The sequence below is a fragment of the Streptomyces sp. NPDC048523 genome, from assembly GCF_043199815.1.
GTDB lineage: Bacteria > Actinomycetota > Actinomycetes > Streptomycetales > Streptomycetaceae > Streptomyces.
In genome coordinates this window covers 140879-158857 of sequence record NZ_JBICWQ010000002.1, presented here as the reverse complement: position 1 = coordinate 158857, position 17979 = coordinate 140879, and the positions used below count along the sequence as shown (strand labels likewise).

19 protein-coding genes are annotated in these 17979 nt (G+C 72.1%); 12 read left to right on the top strand and 7 right to left on the bottom strand.

What is annotated here, in order from left to right; all coding sequences use genetic code 11:
• Nucleotides 1–41: 41 nt before the first annotated feature.
• The gene (locus tag ACGFWE_RS09665; protein WP_352382817.1) at nt 42–677 is read right to left on the bottom strand and encodes a TIGR03085 family metal-binding protein; all 636 of its coding nucleotides are present in this window, start codon (nt 675–677) and stop codon (nt 42–44) included.
• Nucleotides 678–759: 82 nt separating this feature from the next.
• Between ACGFWE_RS09665 and hisI the strand changes: the two genes are divergently transcribed.
• From hisI to lgt, 11 genes are all read left to right on the top strand, one after another.
• Nucleotides 760–1155, top strand: a complete 396-nt coding sequence (hisI, locus tag ACGFWE_RS09660) for a phosphoribosyl-AMP cyclohydrolase (RefSeq protein ID WP_352382815.1) — start codon at nt 760–762, stop codon at nt 1153–1155.
• Nucleotides 1156–1166: 11 nt separating this feature from the next.
• Nucleotides 1167–2645 carry an anthranilate synthase component I gene (locus ACGFWE_RS09655; RefSeq protein WP_352382813.1) on the top strand — a complete coding sequence of 493 codons (1479 nt, stop codon included), beginning with the start codon at nt 1167–1169 and terminating at the stop codon, nt 2643–2645.
• Between the two features lie 71 nt (nt 2646–2716).
• Nucleotides 2717–3358, top strand: coding sequence for a TIGR02234 family membrane protein (locus ACGFWE_RS09650; protein ID WP_352382811.1), 642 nt, complete (start codon nt 2717–2719; stop codon nt 3356–3358).
• A gap of 105 nt (nt 3359–3463) precedes the next feature.
• Nucleotides 3464–3721: an HGxxPAAW family protein gene (locus ACGFWE_RS09645; protein WP_352382810.1), complete on the top strand. Its 258-nt coding sequence runs from the start codon at nt 3464–3466 to the stop codon at nt 3719–3721.
• 83 nt (nt 3722–3804) lie between these two features.
• Nucleotides 3805–4233 (top strand): DUF2752 domain-containing protein, encoded by a 429-nt coding sequence (locus ACGFWE_RS09640; protein WP_393599131.1) that lies wholly within the window; start codon nt 3805–3807, stop codon nt 4231–4233.
• 138 nt (nt 4234–4371) lie between these two features.
• Nucleotides 4372–5181: an indole-3-glycerol phosphate synthase TrpC gene (gene trpC, locus ACGFWE_RS09635; RefSeq protein ID WP_352382807.1), complete on the top strand. Its 810-nt coding sequence runs from the start codon at nt 4372–4374 to the stop codon at nt 5179–5181.
• Nucleotides 5182–5203: 22 nt separating this feature from the next.
• Complete coding sequence (trpM, locus tag ACGFWE_RS09630; protein ID WP_393599129.1) at nt 5204–5389, top strand: tryptophan biosynthesis modulator TrpM; 186 nt, start codon at nt 5204–5206, stop codon at nt 5387–5389.
• Between the two features lie 115 nt (nt 5390–5504).
• Nucleotides 5505–6791 carry a tryptophan synthase subunit beta gene (trpB, locus tag ACGFWE_RS09625; protein WP_352382805.1) on the top strand — a complete coding sequence of 429 codons (1287 nt, stop codon included), beginning with the start codon at nt 5505–5507 and terminating at the stop codon, nt 6789–6791.
• Nucleotides 6788–7612: a tryptophan synthase subunit alpha gene (gene trpA / locus ACGFWE_RS09620; RefSeq protein WP_352382803.1), complete on the top strand. Its 825-nt coding sequence runs from the start codon at nt 6788–6790 to the stop codon at nt 7610–7612. Before trpB ends, trpA begins: the two co-directional genes overlap by 4 nt.
• Before the next feature lie 105 nt (nt 7613–7717).
• Nucleotides 7718–8494, top strand: coding sequence for a thioredoxin domain-containing protein (locus ACGFWE_RS09615; RefSeq protein ID WP_352382801.1), 777 nt, complete (start codon nt 7718–7720; stop codon nt 8492–8494).
• Nucleotides 8495–8576: 82 nt separating this feature from the next.
• Complete coding sequence (gene lgt / locus ACGFWE_RS09610; protein WP_352382799.1) at nt 8577–9530, top strand: prolipoprotein diacylglyceryl transferase; 954 nt, start codon at nt 8577–8579, stop codon at nt 9528–9530.
• A gap of 57 nt (nt 9531–9587) precedes the next feature.
• On the opposite strand, the gene ACGFWE_RS09605 is transcribed toward lgt, so the two are convergent.
• From ACGFWE_RS09605 to ACGFWE_RS09580, 6 genes are read right to left on the bottom strand one after another with little or no spacing between them, the layout of a single operon-like run.
• The gene (locus tag ACGFWE_RS09605) at nt 9588–10418 is read right to left on the bottom strand and encodes a CoA ester lyase (protein WP_352382797.1); all 831 of its coding nucleotides are present in this window, start codon (nt 10416–10418) and stop codon (nt 9588–9590) included.
• On the bottom strand, nt 10415–11605 hold the full coding sequence (locus ACGFWE_RS09600) for a CoA transferase (RefSeq protein ID WP_352382795.1): 1191 nt from the start codon (nt 11603–11605) through the stop codon (nt 10415–10417). Before ACGFWE_RS09600 ends, ACGFWE_RS09605 begins: the two co-directional genes overlap by 4 nt.
• Before the next feature lie 8 nt (nt 11606–11613).
• Nucleotides 11614–12972 (bottom strand): ADP-ribosylglycohydrolase family protein, encoded by a 1359-nt coding sequence (locus tag ACGFWE_RS09595; protein WP_352382794.1) that lies wholly within the window; start codon nt 12970–12972, stop codon nt 11614–11616.
• A complete protein-coding gene (locus ACGFWE_RS09590; RefSeq protein ID WP_393599125.1) occupies nt 12960–14126 on the bottom strand; it encodes an ADP-ribosylglycohydrolase family protein in 1167 nt (388 codons plus the stop codon). Before ACGFWE_RS09590 ends, ACGFWE_RS09595 begins: the two co-directional genes overlap by 13 nt.
• 7 nt (nt 14127–14133) lie before the next feature.
• Nucleotides 14134–15597 carry an ADP-ribosylglycohydrolase family protein gene (locus ACGFWE_RS09585; RefSeq protein WP_393599123.1) on the bottom strand — a complete coding sequence of 488 codons (1464 nt, stop codon included), beginning with the start codon at nt 15595–15597 and terminating at the stop codon, nt 14134–14136.
• Nucleotides 15594–16691: an ADP-ribosylglycohydrolase family protein gene (locus ACGFWE_RS09580; protein WP_352382788.1), complete on the bottom strand. Its 1098-nt coding sequence runs from the start codon at nt 16689–16691 to the stop codon at nt 15594–15596. Before ACGFWE_RS09580 ends, ACGFWE_RS09585 begins: the two co-directional genes overlap by 4 nt.
• A gap of 285 nt (nt 16692–16976) precedes the next feature.
• On the opposite strand from ACGFWE_RS09580, the gene ACGFWE_RS09575 reads away from it, so the two are divergent.
• Nucleotides 16977–17708: a VIT1/CCC1 transporter family protein gene (locus tag ACGFWE_RS09575; RefSeq protein ID WP_393599121.1), complete on the top strand. Its 732-nt coding sequence runs from the start codon at nt 16977–16979 to the stop codon at nt 17706–17708.
• The last annotated feature ends 271 nt before the right edge of the window (nt 17709–17979 follow it).

The following is a 17979-nucleotide window of genomic DNA, read 5'->3' as shown; positions in this document are numbered from 1 at the left end:
GCCGACCTCGTCGGCCTGGGCCGTGTGACCAACCGGGCCCGTCAGATCCCGAGCTCCTTCGCCTCGTGCAGCTTGGCGATCGCCTCCTTGTCGCCGTCCAGCTCCACCTTGGCCGCGCTCTGCCGGCCGTACAGGAACAGCAGGAGTTCCGACGGCTCGCCGGTCACCGTCACGACCGGTGTGCCCCGGTGCGCGACCGCCGTCTGGCCGTCCGGTCGGCGCAGCACCAGGCCGGTGGGGGCGCTGCGGCCCATCAGTCGGGCGGTGCGCTCCAGACGGGACCACAGGGCGTCCTGGAAGACGGAGTCCAGCTCGCGCGGCGTCCAGTCGGGGCGGGCCCGGCGCACGTCCTCGGTGTGGACGTAGAACTCCACCGTGTTCGACAGCTCCTCGACCTGCTTGAGCTGGAACGGCGAGAAGCGCGGCGGGCCGGTGCGGATGAGCTGGATCAGTTCCTCGTAGGGCTTCTCGGAGAACTCGGTCATCACCCGGTCCAGACGGGACGCGAGCTGCTTGATCAGCAGACCGCCCGCGGCGTCGGGCCGGCGCTCGCGCACCACCACGTGGGCGGCGAGGTCGCGGGTGAGCCAGCCGTCGCAGAGGGTGGGGGCCTCCGGGCCCTCGGCCTCCAACAGATCGGCGAGCAGAAGTCGTTCACGCTTGGCGAAAGTCGACATGCAGTCAGCGTACGACCGCCGCCCGGGTCCGCACAGTGGACACCGCGCCGGGCTTGTCGGTGGCGCGCGGCACAATGGCCCCATGACCAGCACGCCCCAGTCCAGCAGCCTCGACCCGGAGATCGCCGCGCGTCTCAAGCGCAGCGCCGACGGGCTCGTCCCCGCCATCGCCCAGCAGTACGACACCGGTGAGGTGCTCATGCTCGGCTGGATGGACGACGAGGCGCTGCACCGCACGCTGACCACCGGCCGCTGCACCTACTGGTCGCGCAGCCGCCGGGAGTACTGGGTCAAGGGCGACACCTCCGGCCACTTCCAGTGGGTCAAGTCCGTCGCCCTCGACTGCGACGCCGACACCGTGCTGGTCAAGGTGGACCAGGTCGGCGCCGCCTGCCACACCGGCGCGCGCACTTGCTTCGACGCGGACGTGCTCCTCAAGGACGGCGCTGATTCCGGCACCGCCGCCTCGGATCAGTAAGGTCAGCCGCCATGGACCTCGAGACCTTCCGCAAGCTGGCCACCGACCGCCGTGTCATCCCCGTCACGCGCAAGCTCCTGGCCGACGGCGACACCCCGGTCGCCCTCTACCGCAAGCTCGCCGCCGAGCGCCCCGGCACCTTCCTGCTGGAGTCCGCGGAGAACGGCCGCTCCTGGTCCCGCTACTCCTTCGTGGGCGTGCGCTCGTCCGCGACCCTGACGGCACGCGACGGCCAGGCCCACTGGCTCGGCACCGCACCGGTCGGCGTCCCCGTCGACGGCGACCCGCTCGCCGCCCTGCGCGCCACGGTTGAGACCCTGCACACCCCGCACCAGGAGGGCCTGCCGCCCTTCACCGGCGGCATGGTCGGCTACCTCGGCTACGACATCGTCCGCCGCCTGGAGAAGATCGGCCCCGGTGAGCGCGACGACCTGAAGCTCCCCGAGCTGACCATGCTCCTGACCAGCGACCTCGCCGTCATGGACCACTGGGAGGGCTCGGTCCTGCTGATCGCCAACGCGATCAACCACAACGACCTCGACACCGGCGTCGACGAGGCCCACGCGGACGCGGTGGCCCGCCTGGACGCGATGGAGGCCGACCTGTCGAGGGCGGTCGCCCAGCCCGCCGCCGTCCTGCCGCCCTCCGAGCTGCCCGAGTACACCGCCCTCTGGGGCGGCCCCGACTTCCAGGAGGCCGTCGAGGACATCAAGGAGCGCATCCGGGCCGGCGAGGCCTTCCAGGTCGTTCCCTCCCAGCGCTTCGAGACGCCGTGCACGGCGAGCGCGTTGGACGTCTACCGGGTCCTGAGGGCCACCAACCCCTCCCCGTACATGTACCTGTTCCGCTTCGACGGCTTCGACGTCGTGGGCTCGTCCCCCGAGGCCCTGGTCAAGGTCGAGGACGGGCGCGCCATGGTCCACCCCATCGCCGGCACCCGGTGGCGCGGGGCCACCCCGCAGGAGGACCAGGCCCTCGCCGACGAACTGCTCGCCGACCCGAAGGAGCGCGCCGAGCACCTGATGCTGGTGGACCTGGGCCGCAACGACCTGGGGCGCGTCTGTGAGCCGGGCTCCGTGGAGGTCGTCGACTTCATGTCCGTCGAGCGGTACTCCCACGTGATGCACATCGTGTCGACCGTCACCGGCAAGGTCGCGCCGGGCCGTACCGCCTTCGACGTCCTGACCGCCTGCTTCCCCGCGGGCACCCTCTCCGGCGCCCCCAAGCCCCGCGCGATGCAGATCATCGACGAACTGGAGCCGTCCCGGCGCGGGTTGTACGGCGGCTGCGTCGGCTACCTCGACTTCGCGGGCGACTCCGACACCGCGATCGCCATCCGCACGGCCCTCCTCCGCGACGGCACGGCCTACGTCCAGGCAGGCGCCGGCATCGTCGCCGACTCCGATCCGGTCGCCGAGGACACGGAGTGCCGCAACAAGGCGGCGGCGGTCCTGCGGGCGGTCCACACGGCGAACCGGCTCGGCAAGTAGGGGTCTTCACCGAGGAATGGGGCGCTTCTCACGGAACCCCGGGTCACCGTTCGCCCGGGGTTCGGGTGATAGTGGGGTACGTGACTGCTGTACCGCACCCCCGTTCCGAAGCCGCCGGACCCGCCAGGGCCGGACGTCTGAGTCTCGCCGTCGCCCTGCTGTGCGGCGCGCTCGGCGCCGCCGTGGCGCTGCTGGCCACCCGCCAGAGGTGGTCCGAGGGCACCGCGACCGTGGCAGGCGGCGCCTTTCCCCTGACCGCCAAGGGCAGTGACGTCACCGGCGTCCCCGCCGCCCTGGCCATAGTGGGCCTCGCCGCGCTCGTCGCCGTCTTCGCCGTCCGCAAGGCCGGGCGCTTCCTGGTGGCCGCGCTGCTCGCGCTCTCCGGCGCGGGAATCGTCGCCGCCGCGCTGGTCGGGGCGAGCGATTCGTCCGCGCTGGACGAGCAGGCCGCCCAGGCCTCCGGCGACACCTCGGCGACGGTCGCCTCCCTCTCGCACACCCCCTGGCCGTACGTCGCCGTGGTCGGGGGTGCGCTGATCCTTCTCGCCGGGCTGCTCGCCCTGCGGTACGGGCGGCTGTGGCCCGCGATGTCCGGGCGCTACGAGCGGGACGGGGCGCCCCGGGTCCGCCGTAAGGCCGCTGTCGTGGATCCCGACCGGCCCGAGGACATCTGGAAGGCGCTCGACCGAGGAGAAGACCCGACGGGGGCCTAGCGGTCGCCCGTGAAGCGCGACCCCGGATCACTTCGTGCCCTCGCGTGCGGGACAATGACTTCGAGCGTCCGGCTCAGACACGTACTTCAGCACTAGGAGCAAGCAATGGCGGGCAGCAGCCACGGTCACACCCCGGCCGCCTGGACCGGTGTCACTATCGCCTTCATCGGGTTCTGCGTCGCGGGCGCCTTCATGGTGATGGCCCAGCCGGCGGGCTTCTGGGCCGGTATGGCGATCGTGGTCGTCGGCGGTGTCGTCGGCTGGATCATGAGCGCGATGGGGATGGGCATGCCCAAGGACGCCCACAAGCCGCTCGCCACCTCGCAGCAGCCCGAGGTCGAGACGGCCGAGGCCAAGAGCTGACGCGCGCAGAACTTCGTGGAGGGGCGGACCGGCGAGAGCGCCGGGGCCGCCCCTCACGCGTGCGTGGGACCCCGCAGGGCACAATGCGAGGCGTGAAAGCCGACACCCAGCGCGCCTCCCGGCTCACCGGGCTCGCGGTCCCGGGCGGAATCCTCGCGGCCGTCGCCGGGGCCTTCGCGTACGTGGGGACCGTGGACCCCAACCAGCCCGGGCACTACCCCGTCTGCCCGCTCTACCGGATCACCGGCCTGTACTGCCCCGGCTGCGGCGGACTGCGCAGCGCGCACGCGTTCGTCCACGGCGACTTCCTGGCCGCGCTCCAGGCCAACGCGCCGGCTGTGCTGGGCTATCTGGCCTTCGCCGTGCTGTGGACCGTCTGGGTGGTCCGCACCGCGCGCGGCCGGCCGCTGAAGCTCGGCCTCGGGCCGGTGCACCTGTGGACGGCGGGGACATTGCTGCTGGTCTTCACGGTTGTCCGGAACCTGCCGTTCGGTGGCTGGCTTCATCCTTGATCAACTGATGAACGTCCAGGTAGTGGGACCGGCGTCAACCGGATGCGAGGGCTACGCCCTCCTGCGGATACCATCGCAGTGACCACCTGTTTTCATCGGTCGCTGGAACTGTCAACCGTCTGGAAGGGGGCCGCTCGCGTGAGTGTGCTCGACGAGATCATCGACGGAGTCCGTGCCGACCTCGCGGAACGGCAGGCGCGCGTCAGCCTCGACGAGCTCAAGGAGCGCGCGGCGAAGGCTCCTGCGGCCAAGGACGGCGTGGCCGCACTGCGCGGCGACGGCGTCAAGGTCATCTGCGAGGTCAAGCGCTCCAGCCCCTCCAAGGGCGCGCTGGCCGCGATCGCCGACCCGGCGGGCCTCGCCGCCGACTACGAGGCGGGCGGCGCCGCCGTCATCTCCGTCCTCACCGAACAGCGCCGCTTCGGCGGCTCGCTGGCCGACCTGGAGGCTGTCCGCGCGCGGGTGGACATCCCGATCCTGCGCAAGGACTTCATCGTCACGTCGTACCAGCTGTGGGAGGCCCGGGCCTACGGTGCCGACCTCGTGCTGCTCATCGTCGCGGCCCTGGAGCAGCCCGCCCTGGAGTCCCTGATCGAGCGTGCCGAGTCCATCGGCCTCACCCCGCTCGTCGAGGTCCACGACGAGGACGAGGTCGAGCGCGCGGTGGACGCCGGAGCGAAGATCGTCGGCGTCAACGCGCGCAACCTCAAGACCCTCGAGGTCGACCGCGGCACGTTCGAGCGCATCGCCCCCGAGATCCCCGCCCACCTGGTCAAGGTCGCCGAGTCCGGCGTCCGCGGCCCGCACGACCTGATCGCCTACGCCAACGCCGGCGCCGACGCGGTCCTGGTGGGCGAGTCCCTGGTGACGGGCAAGGACCCGAAGACGGCCGTCTCCGACCTGGTCGCGGCGGGCGAACACCCGGCACTGCGACACGGCCGCGGCTGATCACCCGATAGGATCGGCCCCGATGACCCTCATGACGACAGCCATGGACAGGTACGCCCGCCTCGCGCGCGGCTGCCGCCCCCGTGGCTGCCGCGCGCCCGCACGCAGGGTGCACGGCCGTCGGGTCCGGTATGTGATCGGTGACGAACCCGGCCAGGTGAACGGCATGCGATGGCAGCGCCCCGTCAGGGGCGCGGGGCTGTATTGATCAGCGGCTACCGCCGTGCGGGCGCGACCAGCCACAAAGGTCCCGCAGCCAACTGATAATCCCTGCCCCCACGGCGAATAGTGTCTTTTCAACGCACTCACCGTGAGGTATTGCCATGCCCAGCGAGTTCTTCATCCCCGACCCCGACGGTCAAATCCCCAGCGCCGAAGGTTACTTCGGCGCGTTCGGCGGCAAGTTCATCCCGGAGGCCCTCGTCGCCGCCGTGGACGAGGTCGCCGTCGAGTACGACAAGGCCAAGCACGACCCCGAGTTCGCCCGTGAGCTCGACGACCTGCTGGTCCACTACACCGGCCGTCCCAGTTCGCTCACCGAGGTCCCCCGTTTCGCCGCCGAAGCGGGTGGCGCCACGATCTTCCTGAAGCGGGAAGACCTCAACCACACCGGCTCTCACAAGATCAACAACGTCCTCGGTCAGGCCCTGCTCACCAGGCGCATGGGCAAGACCCGGGTGATCGCGGAGACGGGCGCCGGCCAGCACGGCGTCGCCACCGCCACCGCCTGCGCGCTCTTCGGCCTCGAGTGCACCATCTACATGGGCGAGATCGACACCCAGCGCCAGGCCCTCAACGTGGCCCGGATGCGCATGCTCGGCGCCGAGGTCATCGCCGTGAAGTCCGGCAGCCGCACGCTGAAGGACGCCATCAACGAGGCCTTCCGCGACTGGGTCGCCAACGTCGACCGCACGCACTACCTCTTCGGAACGGTCGCGGGACCGCACCCCTTCCCGGCCATGGTCCGCGACTTCCACCGGGTCATCGGCGTCGAGGCCCGCCGCCAGCTCCTGGAGCGGGCCGGCCGGCTGCCCGACGCGGCCATCGCCTGCGTCGGCGGCGGTTCGAACGCCATCGGCCTGTTCCACGCCTTCATCCCGGACACCGGCGTACGCCTCATCGGCTGCGAGCCCGCCGGGCACGGCGTGGAGACCGGCGAGCACGCGGCCACCCTCACCGCGGGCGAGCCCGGCATCCTGCACGGCTCCCGCTCCTACGTCCTCCAGGACGAGGAGGGCCAGATCACCGAGCCGTACTCCATCTCCGCCGGCCTCGACTACCCGGGCATCGGCCCCGAGCACTCCTACCTCAAGGACTCCGGCCGCGGCGAGTACCGCGCGATCACCGACGACGCGGCCATGCAGGCCCTGCGCCTCCTGTCGCGCACCGAGGGCATCATCCCGGCCATCGAGAGCGCCCACGCGCTGGCCGGCGCCCTGGAGGTCGGCAGGGAGCTCGGCAAGGACGGGCTGATCGTCGTCAACCTGTCCGGCCGCGGCGACAAGGACATGGACACGGCCGCACGCTACTTCGGCCTGTACGACACCGACGCCGCCGTCGCGGCGGACGAGGCCGGTACCGGCGCCGAGATCGAGGGGGACGCGAAGTGAGCGGGAACATTCAGCTGCTGTCGGACACCCTCGCCGGCGCCAGGGCCGAGGGCCGCGCCGCACTGATCGCCTACCTCCCGGCCGGGTTCCCGACCGTGGACGGCGGCATCGCGGCGATCAAGGCCGCCTTCGACGGCGGTGCCGATGTCGTCGAGGTCGGTCTGCCGCACAGCGACCCCGTCCTCGACGGCCCCGTCATCCAGACCGCCGACGACATCGCCCTGCGCGGCGGCGTCAAGATCGCGGACGTCATGCGGACGGTCAAGGAGACCTACGAGGCCACCGGGAAGCCGGTGCTCGTGATGACGTACTGGAACCCCATCGACCGCTACGGCGTCGAGCGCTTCACCGCCGAGCTCGCCGCGGCGGGCGGCGCGGGCTGCATCCTGCCCGACCTGCCGGTGCAGGAGTCGGCGCTGTGGAGGGAGCACGCGCACAAGCACGGGCTCGCCACGGTCTTCGTGGTCGCGCCCAGCAGCAAGGACGCGCGGCTCGCCGAGATCACCGCGGCCGGCAGCGGATTCGTGTACGCCGCCTCGCTGATGGGCGTCACGGGCACCCGTGAGTCGGTCGGGGCGCAGGCCCAGGACCTCGTCGAGCGCACCCGGGCCGCCGATGCCGGGGCCGGTCTGCCCGTCTGCGTCGGGCTCGGCGTCTCCAACGCCGCACAGGCCGCCGAAGTGGCCGGCTTCGCCGACGGCGTGATCGTCGGATCCGCCTTCGTCAAGCGGATGCTGGACGCGCCGGACGACAAGGCCGGCGTCGAGGGCGTCCGCGAGCTCGCCGGTGAGCTGGCGAAGGGCGTGCGCCGACAGGCGTAGGCCCGGCCGCACGCCGGTCACGGCGTGACGGAAACCGCGGTCACTCGAACGGGTGGACCTGGGGCCGGGGAGGCGCGGTGCGCCTCCCCGGTTCGTTCTGCGGGTGTGAGCGAGAAGAACCGTGAGGGAAAGCGCACCGCCCGGGAGCGGCTGGCGGAGGAGCGCGCGAAGCAGAAGACCGCGGACAGGCGGCGCCGAGTGCTGATCGTGGGCGCGAGTGTGGTGTGCGTCCTCGGTCTCGCGGCGGTGATCGGCGTCGTCGCCGCCAACTCCGGCAAGGACAAGGACAGCGACTCCGCGGGCCCGGTCGTGGCGCCCTCGGGCGCCGAGGGCCAGGACAGCCTCGCCATTCCGGTCGGCAAGGAGGGCGCCAAGTCGACGCTCGTCGTCTGGGAGGACTTCCGCTGCCCGGCCTGCAAGGCCTTCGAGACGGCGTACCGCCCGGTCGTCCACGAGCTCACCGAATCCGGGCAGCTCAAGGCCGAGTACCACCTGGCGACGATCATCGACGGCAACATGGGCGGCACCGGCTCCCGCAACGCGGCCAATGCCGCGGCCTGCGCCCAGGACGCCGGGAAGTTCCCGGGCTACCACGACGTCCTCTACGAGAACCAGCCCGACGAGACCGACGACGCCTTCGCCGAGAACAGCAAGCTCCTCGACCTGGCGGAGAAGACCGACGGGCTCGACACCCCCGCGTTCCGTGCGTGCGTGGAGAAGGGCACGCACAACAGCTGGGTCGAGAAGTCCGCGGCGGCCTTCCGCAACGGCGGCTTCAGCGGGACGCCGACGGTTTTGCTGAACGGCAAGAACATCTACCAGGACCGGACGATGACGCCGGCGAAGCTGAAGCAGCAGGTACTGGAAGCGGCCAAGGGGTAAGGATTTCAGGCCCGCCTGTTATGGACCCGTTGCCGGACCGCCTGCCGTGGGTCCGGCCGGGCAGGGTAGCGTCGACCCTGCCATGGAACTTGCCTACATTCCCAGCCCGTCGCGCGGGGTGATCCACCTCGGTCCCATCCCGCTGCGTGGCTATGCGTTCTGCATCATCATCGGCGTCTTCGTTGCCGTCTGGCTCGGCAACAAGCGCTGGATCGCCCGTGGCGGGCGAGCCGGCACGGTGGCCGACATCTCGGTCTGGGCCGTGCCGTTCGGACTGCTCGGCGGCCGCCTCTACCACGTGATCACGGACTACGAGCTGTACTTCAGCGAGGGCCGTGACTGGGTCGACGCCTTCAAGGTCTGGGAGGGCGGCCTCGGCATCTGGGGCGCGATCGCGCTCGGTGCGGTGGGCGCGTGGATCGGCTGCCGCCGCCGGGGCATCCCGCTGCCGGCCTACGCCGACGCCATTGCCCCCGGTATCGCCCTCGCACAGGCCATCGGCCGCTGGGGCAACTGGTTCAACCAGGAGCTGTACGGCAAGCCGACCGACCTGCCGTGGGCCCTGCACATCACGTCCTCCACGGACGGCCGGGTACCGGGCTACTACCACCCGACCTTCCTCTACGAGTCGCTGTGGTGCGTCGGCGTCGCCCTGCTCGTCATCTGGGCCGACCGCCGCTTCAAGCTGGGACACGGCCGGGCGTTCGCGCTGTACGTCGCCGCGTACTGCACGGGGCGCGGCTGGATCGAGTACATGCGCATCGACGACGCCCACCACATCCTGGGGGTCCGGCTCAACGTCTGGACCGCGATCGTCGTGTTCCTGCTCGCGGTGACGTACCTCGTGGTGTCGGCGAAGAAGCGGCCCGGACGCGAGGACGTCGTCGAGCCGGGCGCGGATGCCGCCGACGATGAGGCGGAAGCGGCCGACAAGTCCGGCACCGCCGAGAAGGCCGAGGCCGACTCCGACTCCGGCGAGTCCGAGGCCGACTCCCGCGAGGCCGCCGACGAGGCCGAGTCCGCGAAGAAGACCTGACGATCGGCCGTACGTCGACGAGGGCGCCCCGAGTGGTCGGGGCGCCCTCGTCGTATGTCAGGCGCGGCCGGCGAGGGAGAGGGTGCGGTGGGCCTGGGTCACCACCGCCGCGTCGATGAACGTGCCGTCCGGGAGGGCCTGCGCCCCCTGGTGGGCCTGCGCCGCCTTGAGGACCGTCTCCGCCTGCTCGATCTCCTCCTCCGTGGGCAGGTAGGCCCGCTCGATCACCGGGAGTTGGCGGGGATGGACGGCTGCCCGGCCCAGGAAGCCCAGGGCACGGCCGTGGGCGCAGGAGGCCCGCAGGCCCTCCAGGTCCCGGATGTCGGGGTGGACGGACTGGGACGGGGGAGGCAGGGCCGCCGCTCTCGCCGCCACGACCACTCGGGAGCGGGACCAGTCCAGGCCCCCGTCGTGTCGTACGCCCAGGTCGGCTCGCAGGTCCGCCTCGCCGAGGGCGATGCCTCGCAGGCTCGGGTGGGCGGTGGCGATGGCGTAGGCGTGCTCGATGCCCAGGGCCGATTCCAGGAGGGCGTACAGGGGTGGGGCGCCTCCTTCGGCCCGGGCCGTCGTCTGTGCGACGCGGGTGATCTGGGCGGGGGCGGTGACCTTGGGCAGGCGCAGCCCGCAGACGCCCGGGAGGGGGGCGATCGCCGCGAGGTCCGCTGCCGCCAGGGGGCTGTCCAGGGCGTTGACCCGGACGTGGACCGGGACCGGCTGGGGGTCGCCGAGACGTTCGGCGGTGGCCTCGCGGGCGTACCGCTTGCGGTCGGGGGCGACCGCGTCCTCCAGGTCGACGACCACGACGTCGGCGCCGGCCACGAGGGCCTTGGTGACGGTCTCGGGGCGGTCGCCGGGGACGTAGAGCCAGGTCAGAGGGTACGGCCTCATAGCGCGCCCTCCGCGCGCAGCGCCGTCAACTCGGCCTCGGTCAGGCCCGCTTCCGTCAGGATCTCGTCCGTGTCCGCGCCGTGCGGGCGGCCCGCCCAGCGGATCGCGCCGGGGGTCGAGGAGAGCCGGAAGAGGACGTTCTGCATGCGCAGCGGGCCGAGCTCGGGGTCGTCGACCGTGGTGACGGTGTCGAGTGCCTGGTACTGCGGGTCGGCCATCACGTCCCGGACGTCCTGGATCGGGGCGACCGCGGCCTCCGCCTTCTCGAAGGCCGCGAGGACGTCCGCGCGGGTGCGTGTGGCGATCCAGTCGCCGACCGCCGCGTCGAGGACGTCGGCGTGGGCGGCCCGCTGGGCGCCGGTCGCGAACCACGGTTCGTCGATCAGCTCGGGGCGGCCCACCAGGTGCATCACGCGTTCCGCGATCGACTGGGCCGAGGTGGAGACGGCGACCCAGGTGCCGTCGGCCGTGCGGTAGGTGTTGCGCGGGGCGTTGTTGGCGGAGCGGTTGCCGGTGCGCTCCTGGACGTGACCGAGCTGGTCGTACCAGGTCGGCTGGGGGCCGAGGACCGTCAGGATCGGCTCGATGAGCGCCATGTCGACGACCTGGCCCTCGCCCGTGCGGTCCCGGGCCGCGAGCGCTGTCATCACCGCGTACGCCGTGGCCAGGCCCGCGATGGAGTCGGCCAGGCCGAAGGGCGGCAGCACCGGGGGTGCGTCCGGTTCGCCGGTGATCGCCGCGAAGCCGCTCATCGCCTCGGCGAGGGTGCCGAAGCCGGGGCGGTGGGCGTAGGGGCCGAACTGGCCGAAGCCGGTGACGCGGGTGAGGACCAGGCGGGGGTTGGCGGCGGAGAGTTCGGGCCAGCCGAGGTCCCACTTCTCCAGGGTGCCGGGGCGGAAGTTCTCGATGACCACGTCCGCGGCGGCGGCCAGCCGCAGGAAGGTGGTCCGCCCGCCCGGCTTGGACAGGTCCAGGGTGATCGTGCGCTTGTTGCGGCCCAGGACCTTCCACCACAGGCCGATGCCGTCCTTCGAGGGGCCGTGGCCGCGGGAGGGGTCCGGTTTCGTGGGGTGCTCGATCTTGACGACGTCCGCGCCGAAGTCGCCGAGCAGGGTGGCGGCGAGGGGGCCGGCGAAGAGGGTGGCCGCGTCGAGCACGCGCAGCCCCTTCAGGGGGGTCTCGGTCATGACGTGGGTCATGGGCGGGCAGCCTCCCGGTGGGTGAGGTGGGCCAGGGTGTCGAAGCCGCTGCCGTTGAAGTCGGCGACGGAGGTGGCCAGGCGGTTCTTGAGGGGGGTGGTCCAGCGGTCGGGGAGGTTTTCCGGGGCGCCGGTCAGGAGGGCCGCGATGCTGCCCGCCGTGGCGCCGTTGGAGTCGGTGTCCCAACCACCGCTCACCGCTTTGCAGACGGATGCGGTGAAGTCACCGTCCGCGTGGGTGAGGGCGGCGGCGATCAGCGCGGTGTTGGGGATGGCGTGGACCCAGTGGTGGGTCGCCGCGTGGGTGGCGTGGAGTTCGTCCACGACCTTGTCGAAGTCGTCGTGCCGGCCGGCCAGTTGGATGGCGTGGGTGATGGCCCTGGCGAGGCGGGAGTTCGGGGGGATCACGGTGAGGCCGGTGCGCAGGCAGGTGTGGATGTCGGGGGTCGCCGCCGCCTGGGCGATCACGGCGGCCGTGAACATCGCCGCGTAGACGCCGTTCGCCGTGTGGGTGAGGGTGGCGTCCCGGTGGGCCTGTTCGGCCGCGGCCGCCGGGTCGCCGGGGTTGGTCCAGCCGTGGACGTCCGCGCGGATCAGGGCACCGATCCATTCGCGGAAGGGGTTGCGGTGGCGGGCGGTCCTCGGGGGCTCCAGGCCCTGGAGGAGGTTGCGGTAGGCGATGCGTTCGGCGGTGAAGGTGCGGCCGGCGGGGAGCTCGTCGAGCCAGAGTCCCGCCACGTCCGTGGTGGTGAAGTGCCTGCCATGGCGTTGCAGCAACAGGAGGTTCAGCAAGGGGTAGTTGAGGTCGTCGTCCTCGGGCATGCCGTCGATGTTCTCGGCGAGCGAGGTGGTGGCGGAGCGCCGGTTCCAGGGGTGGGCGGCGAGGAGTTCGGCGGGGACGCCCTTTGCGGTGAAGTAGGTGTTCAGGGGCCAGTTTCCGGTGGCCGCGGCGAGCCCGCGGATGGCTTCGAGGGGAAGCTTCTCCACGGGTTTGCCCAGGAGACAGCCCACGGCCCGGCCCAGCCAGGCCGCTTCCAGGCCGGCCCGGGTGAGAGGTGCCGTGGAGGCGTGCGCGGGCCACGTCCGGCAGCGGGCCTTGATCCTCGCCAGGTCGGTGGGCTCGTCGTCCTCCAACGCGCTCGGGAGGTCCGCCAGTTCGTCCAGCAGGTCGTCCGCGAGCTGCCGCAGATACCTGGACGCGGGCTCCGTCGAGGCGCCCGCGCGAACCGGCGCCTCCTTGCCACCCGCCGCTCGCCATCTCGCCGCGATCGCCGACGGCTCCCTGCCGTCCTGGGCCGCCTGGCGGAGTTCGTGGCCGATGAGGTCCTCCGGCTGGACCCAGGTCAGTCGGAGCATCTCGGGCCTCCGAGCTCGGCGAACGCCGCCTCGTGGGTCCTGCGGTGGGTGATGTCCCGCTCGAAGATCTCCCGGGTCACGGCGGTCAGTGTCGCCGCCGGTTCCCACAGGTCCAGGCGGCTCGCCTCCGAGACCGTCTTCGACCAGTCGTCCGGGACCGGGAAGCCCAGGGCGCCGGACAGGGCACCGGCCATCGTGGCGATCGAGTCGCAGTCCCTGCCGTAGTTCACCGCCCCGAGCACGGCTTGCCGGTAGTCGCCCGCGGACACGAGCAACATGCCCAGGGCGACGGGGAGTTCCTCGATCGCGTGGAGGCGGGAGGGGCGACGGGCACCGAGCGAGGGGGCGCGGTAGTCGGGGCCGACCGTGTCGTAGGGAGCCACGGCGTCCCGCAGGGGTCGTAGGGCCGATTCGAAATCCGTGTGACGGACGGCCACTTCGCAGACCTGCTCGATCGCCGCACGGGTGCCGTCCTTCGCCAGGGACAGGCAGGTCGTCACCACCGACTCCGGAGTCGCTCCCGGTGCGGCCGCCGCCGCCACCGCCGCCGCGAAGACGCCCGCCGCCTCCCGGCCGTACGACGACTGGTGGGCGCCCGCGATGTCCAGGGCCTCGGTGTACGCGGCCCGCGGGTTGGCCGCGTTGACCAGGCCGACCGGGGCCATGTACATCGCCGCGCCACAGTTGACGATGTTGCCCACGCCTGCTTCGCGGGGGTCGATGTGGCCGTAGTGGAGGCGGGTGACCAGCCACTTCTCCGCCAGGAAGATGCGGTGCAGGGGGAGGGCCTCGGCCTCCAGTTCCGGGATCCAGCGCGGGTTCGTCATCAGGTCGGGGACCAGGTGGTCGGCGATCGCGTAGGCGTCGAGGTGGTCCCTGACCCGGTCGTAGACACGGATCAGCGCGTGGGTCATCAAGGTGTCGTCGGTGACGTGTCCGTCGCCCTTGTGGTACGGGGCGATGGGGCGGGCGGTGCGCCAGTCGTCGCCGTTCCAGGGGCCGACGATGCCGTGGACGCGGCCGGCGTGGCGTTCGAGGATCTGGTCGGGGGAGTAGCCCTCGACGGGACCGCCGAGGGCGTCGCCCACCGCCGCGCCCACGAGGGCCCCGGTGATGCGGTCCTCAAGGCTGATTTCAGAGTTTTTGGGCGTCATGCCGGAATCATCCTCCCGGGAGGGGTGGTTGTGCGGCTACCAGGAGTTCGGCGAGTTCCACGAGGTCCGTGCCGGTGAGGCGGGGGAGGGCGCAGCCGGAGAGTGTCCGGCAGGTGTCGCGCCAGGAGGCGGGGATCGCGGCGGCGCCGCCCAGTGCGCCGGTCAGCGCGCCGGTCAGGGCGGGGGCCGAGTCGGCGACGCGGGACAGACAGGCCGCGGCGGGGACCGCCTCCGCGATACGGCCCTGGGCGGCGGTGGCCAGAGCGAGGGCCACGGGGACCGTTTCGGCGGCCGCGACGCCGTAGCTGTAGACGTGGTCGACGATCTCGTGTTCCAGGACGGGGATCAGCGCGAAGGCGTTTCCGGCGGCCTCGGCGAGACGCAGGGCGTGGCGGGCGTTGCGGCCGATCTCCGTCTCCGCGGGCAGCTCGGTGAGCGCCGCTGTCACGCAGGCTTCGACGGGAGCGCCGATCAGGGCGAGGGAGACGGCCGCGGCCATCGCCCTCGCTCCGTGCACGCCGTCCCCGTCCTGGGTGTAGCGGGCGTCGAACTCGGCGAGGTCCGCGGCGGGCCGGGGGGCGCCGGGGTGGGCGACCGCGAGGACGCAGGCCCTGATGCAGGCCGCGTCGTCGAAGTAGTGCGGGTTGTCGTGGCCGGTGGCGGGTGGGCGCAGGCCGGTGGCGAGGTTGCCGAGTCCCGCTCTGACGGAGATGCGGGCGCGGAGGGGGATGTCGGCGGACTCGATCTCAGGGGCGCGGTCCGCCGCCGCGGCCACCTCGCCGGCCAGGGCGTTCCAGGTGAGGTCGATGGCGGCTCTGGTACGGCGTTCCCGGGTCAGGTCGCCCAGGGCAGTGTCGTCGCCTGCGCGCAGCAGGGCTTCCGCGGTGAAGGCCGCCCATTCGGCGTCGTCGGAGGGGCCGAGGCGGAGGGGCTCGGGGGGTTGGTTGAGGGCGATGGGGACGGGGAGGGTGGTGGTGGCGTTCTGTTCGGCGAAGGTGTCCAGTTCGCGGGTGAGGCGGCGGGTCCATTCGGGCATGCGGGCGGCTCTGTGGCGGGCGGCGGGCCAGCCGGCGGCGTCACCCGCGGCGAGGCCGAGGAGGAGGCCGTGCACTCTTTGTCCCGCCCCGGCCTCGGCTTCGCCTTCGGCCTTTGTGTTCCCACCCGCACCGCCTGTGCAGCTTTCGTCGTCGGGTGCGGGTGGCCCCAGTGGGGCGAACTCGCCGTCGGCGGGCGCGGGTTGGGCGACCGTTGCCGTGAGCGCGGGTTCGGCGGGGCCGAGGGTGGTCAGTAGGGCGGTGGGCTCGGACGTGGGCGGTGCGGCCGTGCTCGCGGACGTGGTCCGTAGAGCCGTCGTCGCGGACGTGGTCGGTCGGGTTGTGGCGTCCTCGGCGTTCGGTGGGGCTGTCGGGGCCGAGTCGCTCGCCGTGGGAGTGGGGGCCGGGGGCTCCGCCCAGGGACCCGGCGGCCTCACCTGTCCGTCCCCGACTCATCGCCCGCCGCCAGTGTGAAGGCGTCCAGATCGGGTGGGGGCCATTCCCGGGTGAGGCCGGTCGTGGCCCACTTTCCGTCCTCCCCCGTCACCAGCAACTCCGCCACGTCCAGCACGTGATGGCCCGCCATGGAGGGCAGGCAGCTGCCTCTCGCCGGGCCGATCGCCGATGCCCACTCGGCCGGGATCGCCGACGCTCCCCGCGTCGCGCCGGCCAGGGCCCCGGCCACCGCCGCCGTCGTGTCCGCGTCTCTCCCCATGTTCACCGCCGTCAGGACCGCCTCACGGAAGTCGCCGTCCGCCGCCGCGTACGCGCCGAAGGCGAGGGCCACCGCCTCCGGGGCCAGGTCGGTCCACGGATAGCCGCCGATCACCACCGCGGAGCGGACCGCTCTTTCGCCCCGGTGGGCCACCGCCACGGCGCGGCGCAGGGAGCGGGCCGTCCAGCTGTCGTCCGGGATCACCGCCAGCGCGGAGGCGACGACGGCGATCGTCGGGGCGCCCGCCATGGCCGCCGCCACTCCCGCCGCGACCGCCTGGCCGCCGTAGATGCCCTCGCCGTCGTGGCTCACCGAGCCGTCGACGGCCACCAGGCGGGCCGCCTCCGCGGGGCGGCCCGCCGCGAAGACGCCGAAGGGGGCCGCCCGCATGGCCAGGCCGTCGCTCCAGGCGTGGCGGTGCTGGGCCGAGATGGGGGCCGCCAGACCTCGGCGGAGGTTCTCCAGCGTGCCGCGTTCGCTGAAGCCGGCGCCCCGGAACGGGCCCTCGTCGCGGTCCGCGATCCACGTGTGCCAGGCCGTCTCCACATGGGAGGGGGTGAGGGCCGAGCCGTGACGGGCGAGGAGCAGACCCGAGAAGATCGCGTACTCCGTGTCGTCCGTGCCGGCCGGCTCGTCCACGACATAGCCCTCGATACGGCCCCAGCGGGCACGGATCTGCGACGGCTTCAGGTTCTCGGCGGGGGCTCCGAGGGCGTCCCCGACCGCCAGGCCCAGCAGGGCGCCGCGGGCCCGCTCACGGAGTTCGGCGGCGTCCTGGGGTGCCGGGACCGAGGAAACGCGGGCGATCGATGTCATAGCCGGCCTCTCCACAACAGGGAGCAGAGGAGGTTCGCGCGGGACGCGGAACCTTTTGCCGCATATGTCCCACCATCGGCGGTTGACCTCAGCCTCCCTGCCCTCAACGTCACCCGGTCGACATCTGAGCGACCCCATGATCGTCTGCGCATCCGACGGTAAACCCGCAGGTTAGCGGAGCCTTTCCTTGCTGGCAGAGGGGAATGGCCCGACGTACTGTATTCGTTGTTAAGAATTAGAACGTGTCCAAAGTTAGCTTTGGCTTAGCTTCCCTGGGGGACCGGAATGGCCATCCTCGACATCGAAGCGCCCCTGCACGAGGCGCACCGTGACAATCACACGCACCGGGATGTGAACGGCGGCTGGCTCAGGCCCGCCGTCTTCGGTGCCATGGACGGGCTGGTCTCCAACCTCGCCCTGATGTCCGGCGTCGCGGGTGGGGCCATCGGCCAGCACACCATCGTGATCACCGGACTCGCCGGGCTCGCCGCCGGCGCCTTCTCCATGGCTGCCGGTGAGTACACCTCCGTCGCCTCCCAGCGAGAGCTGGTCGAGGCCGAGCTGGACGTGGAGCGCCGGGAACTGCGCAAGCACCCGCAGGACGAGGAGGCCGAGCTCGCCGCCCTGTACGAGGGGCGGGGCGTCGAGCCCGAGCTGGCCAGGGAGGTCGCCCGGCAGCTGTCGAAGGATCCCGAGCAGGCCCTGGAGATCCACGCCCGCGAGGAACTGGGGATCGACCCGGGCGACCTGCCCTCGCCGCTGGTCGCCGCCGTGTCCAGCTTCGGGTCCTTCGCCCTGGGTGCCCTGCTCCCCGTACTGCCGTTCCTGCTCGGTGCGACCACGCTGTGGCCCGCTCTGCTGCTCGCTCTTCTCGGGCTGTTCGCGTGCGGTGCGGTCGTGGCCAGGGTGACCGCGCGGACCTGGTGGTACAGCGGGCTCCGGCAGCTCGCCCTGGGAGGTGCGGCGGCCGGTGTGACGTACGCCCTGGGCAGTTTGTTCGGAACGGCCGTAGGATAGATCGGCTGCTACTTATGCGACGGGTCGCATAAGTAGTCGTTACCCGCTGGTTTCGAGTGCTTAACCACTGGGCATGAGCCGTAAGCACTGTGGGCAATGACGCTTGCGGCGCACTCGCGGGGTCGGCGACGACGCCTTCGCCGCCCCCCGGGCCGACGGACGATGATCTGACCGATCAGTCCGGATCGGTCCCCACATACTTCAGGCCACGTGTGCGACACCCCCCTCGTACCGCGTGGCGTCCGCATGTTGGAACGGAGTATCCGGTTCC

Excerpts from the sequence above, each read along its gene's own strand:
- ACGFWE_RS09665 (WP_352382817.1), bottom strand. The coding sequence starts at position 677 with ATGTCGACTTTCGCCAAGCGTGAACGACTTCTGCTCGCCGATCTGTTG.
- hisI (WP_352382815.1), top strand. The coding sequence starts at position 760 with ATGACCAGCACGCCCCAGTCCAGCAGCCTCGACCCGGAGATCGCCGCG.
- ACGFWE_RS09655 (WP_352382813.1), top strand. The coding sequence starts at position 1,167 with ATGGACCTCGAGACCTTCCGCAAGCTGGCCACCGACCGCCGTGTCATC.
- ACGFWE_RS09645 (WP_352382810.1), top strand. The coding sequence starts at position 3,464 with ATGGCGGGCAGCAGCCACGGTCACACCCCGGCCGCCTGGACCGGTGTC.
- ACGFWE_RS09640 (WP_393599131.1), top strand. The coding sequence starts at position 3,805 with ATGCGAGGCGTGAAAGCCGACACCCAGCGCGCCTCCCGGCTCACCGGG.
- trpM (WP_393599129.1), top strand. The coding sequence starts at position 5,204 with ATGACCCTCATGACGACAGCCATGGACAGGTACGCCCGCCTCGCGCGC.
- trpB (WP_352382805.1), top strand. The coding sequence starts at position 5,505 with ATGCCCAGCGAGTTCTTCATCCCCGACCCCGACGGTCAAATCCCCAGC.
- lgt (WP_352382799.1), top strand. The coding sequence starts at position 8,577 with ATGGAACTTGCCTACATTCCCAGCCCGTCGCGCGGGGTGATCCACCTC.
- ACGFWE_RS09605 (WP_352382797.1), bottom strand. The coding sequence starts at position 10,418 with ATGAGGCCGTACCCTCTGACCTGGCTCTACGTCCCCGGCGACCGCCCC.
- ACGFWE_RS09600 (WP_352382795.1), bottom strand. The coding sequence starts at position 11,605 with ATGACCGAGACCCCCCTGAAGGGGCTGCGCGTGCTCGACGCGGCCACC.
- ACGFWE_RS09595 (WP_352382794.1), bottom strand. The coding sequence starts at position 12,972 with ATGCTCCGACTGACCTGGGTCCAGCCGGAGGACCTCATCGGCCACGAA.
- ACGFWE_RS09590 (WP_393599125.1), bottom strand. The coding sequence starts at position 14,126 with ATGACGCCCAAAAACTCTGAAATCAGCCTTGAGGACCGCATCACCGGG.
- ACGFWE_RS09580 (WP_352382788.1), bottom strand. The coding sequence starts at position 16,691 with ATGACATCGATCGCCCGCGTTTCCTCGGTCCCGGCACCCCAGGACGCC.
- ACGFWE_RS09575 (WP_393599121.1), top strand. The coding sequence starts at position 16,977 with ATGGCCATCCTCGACATCGAAGCGCCCCTGCACGAGGCGCACCGTGAC.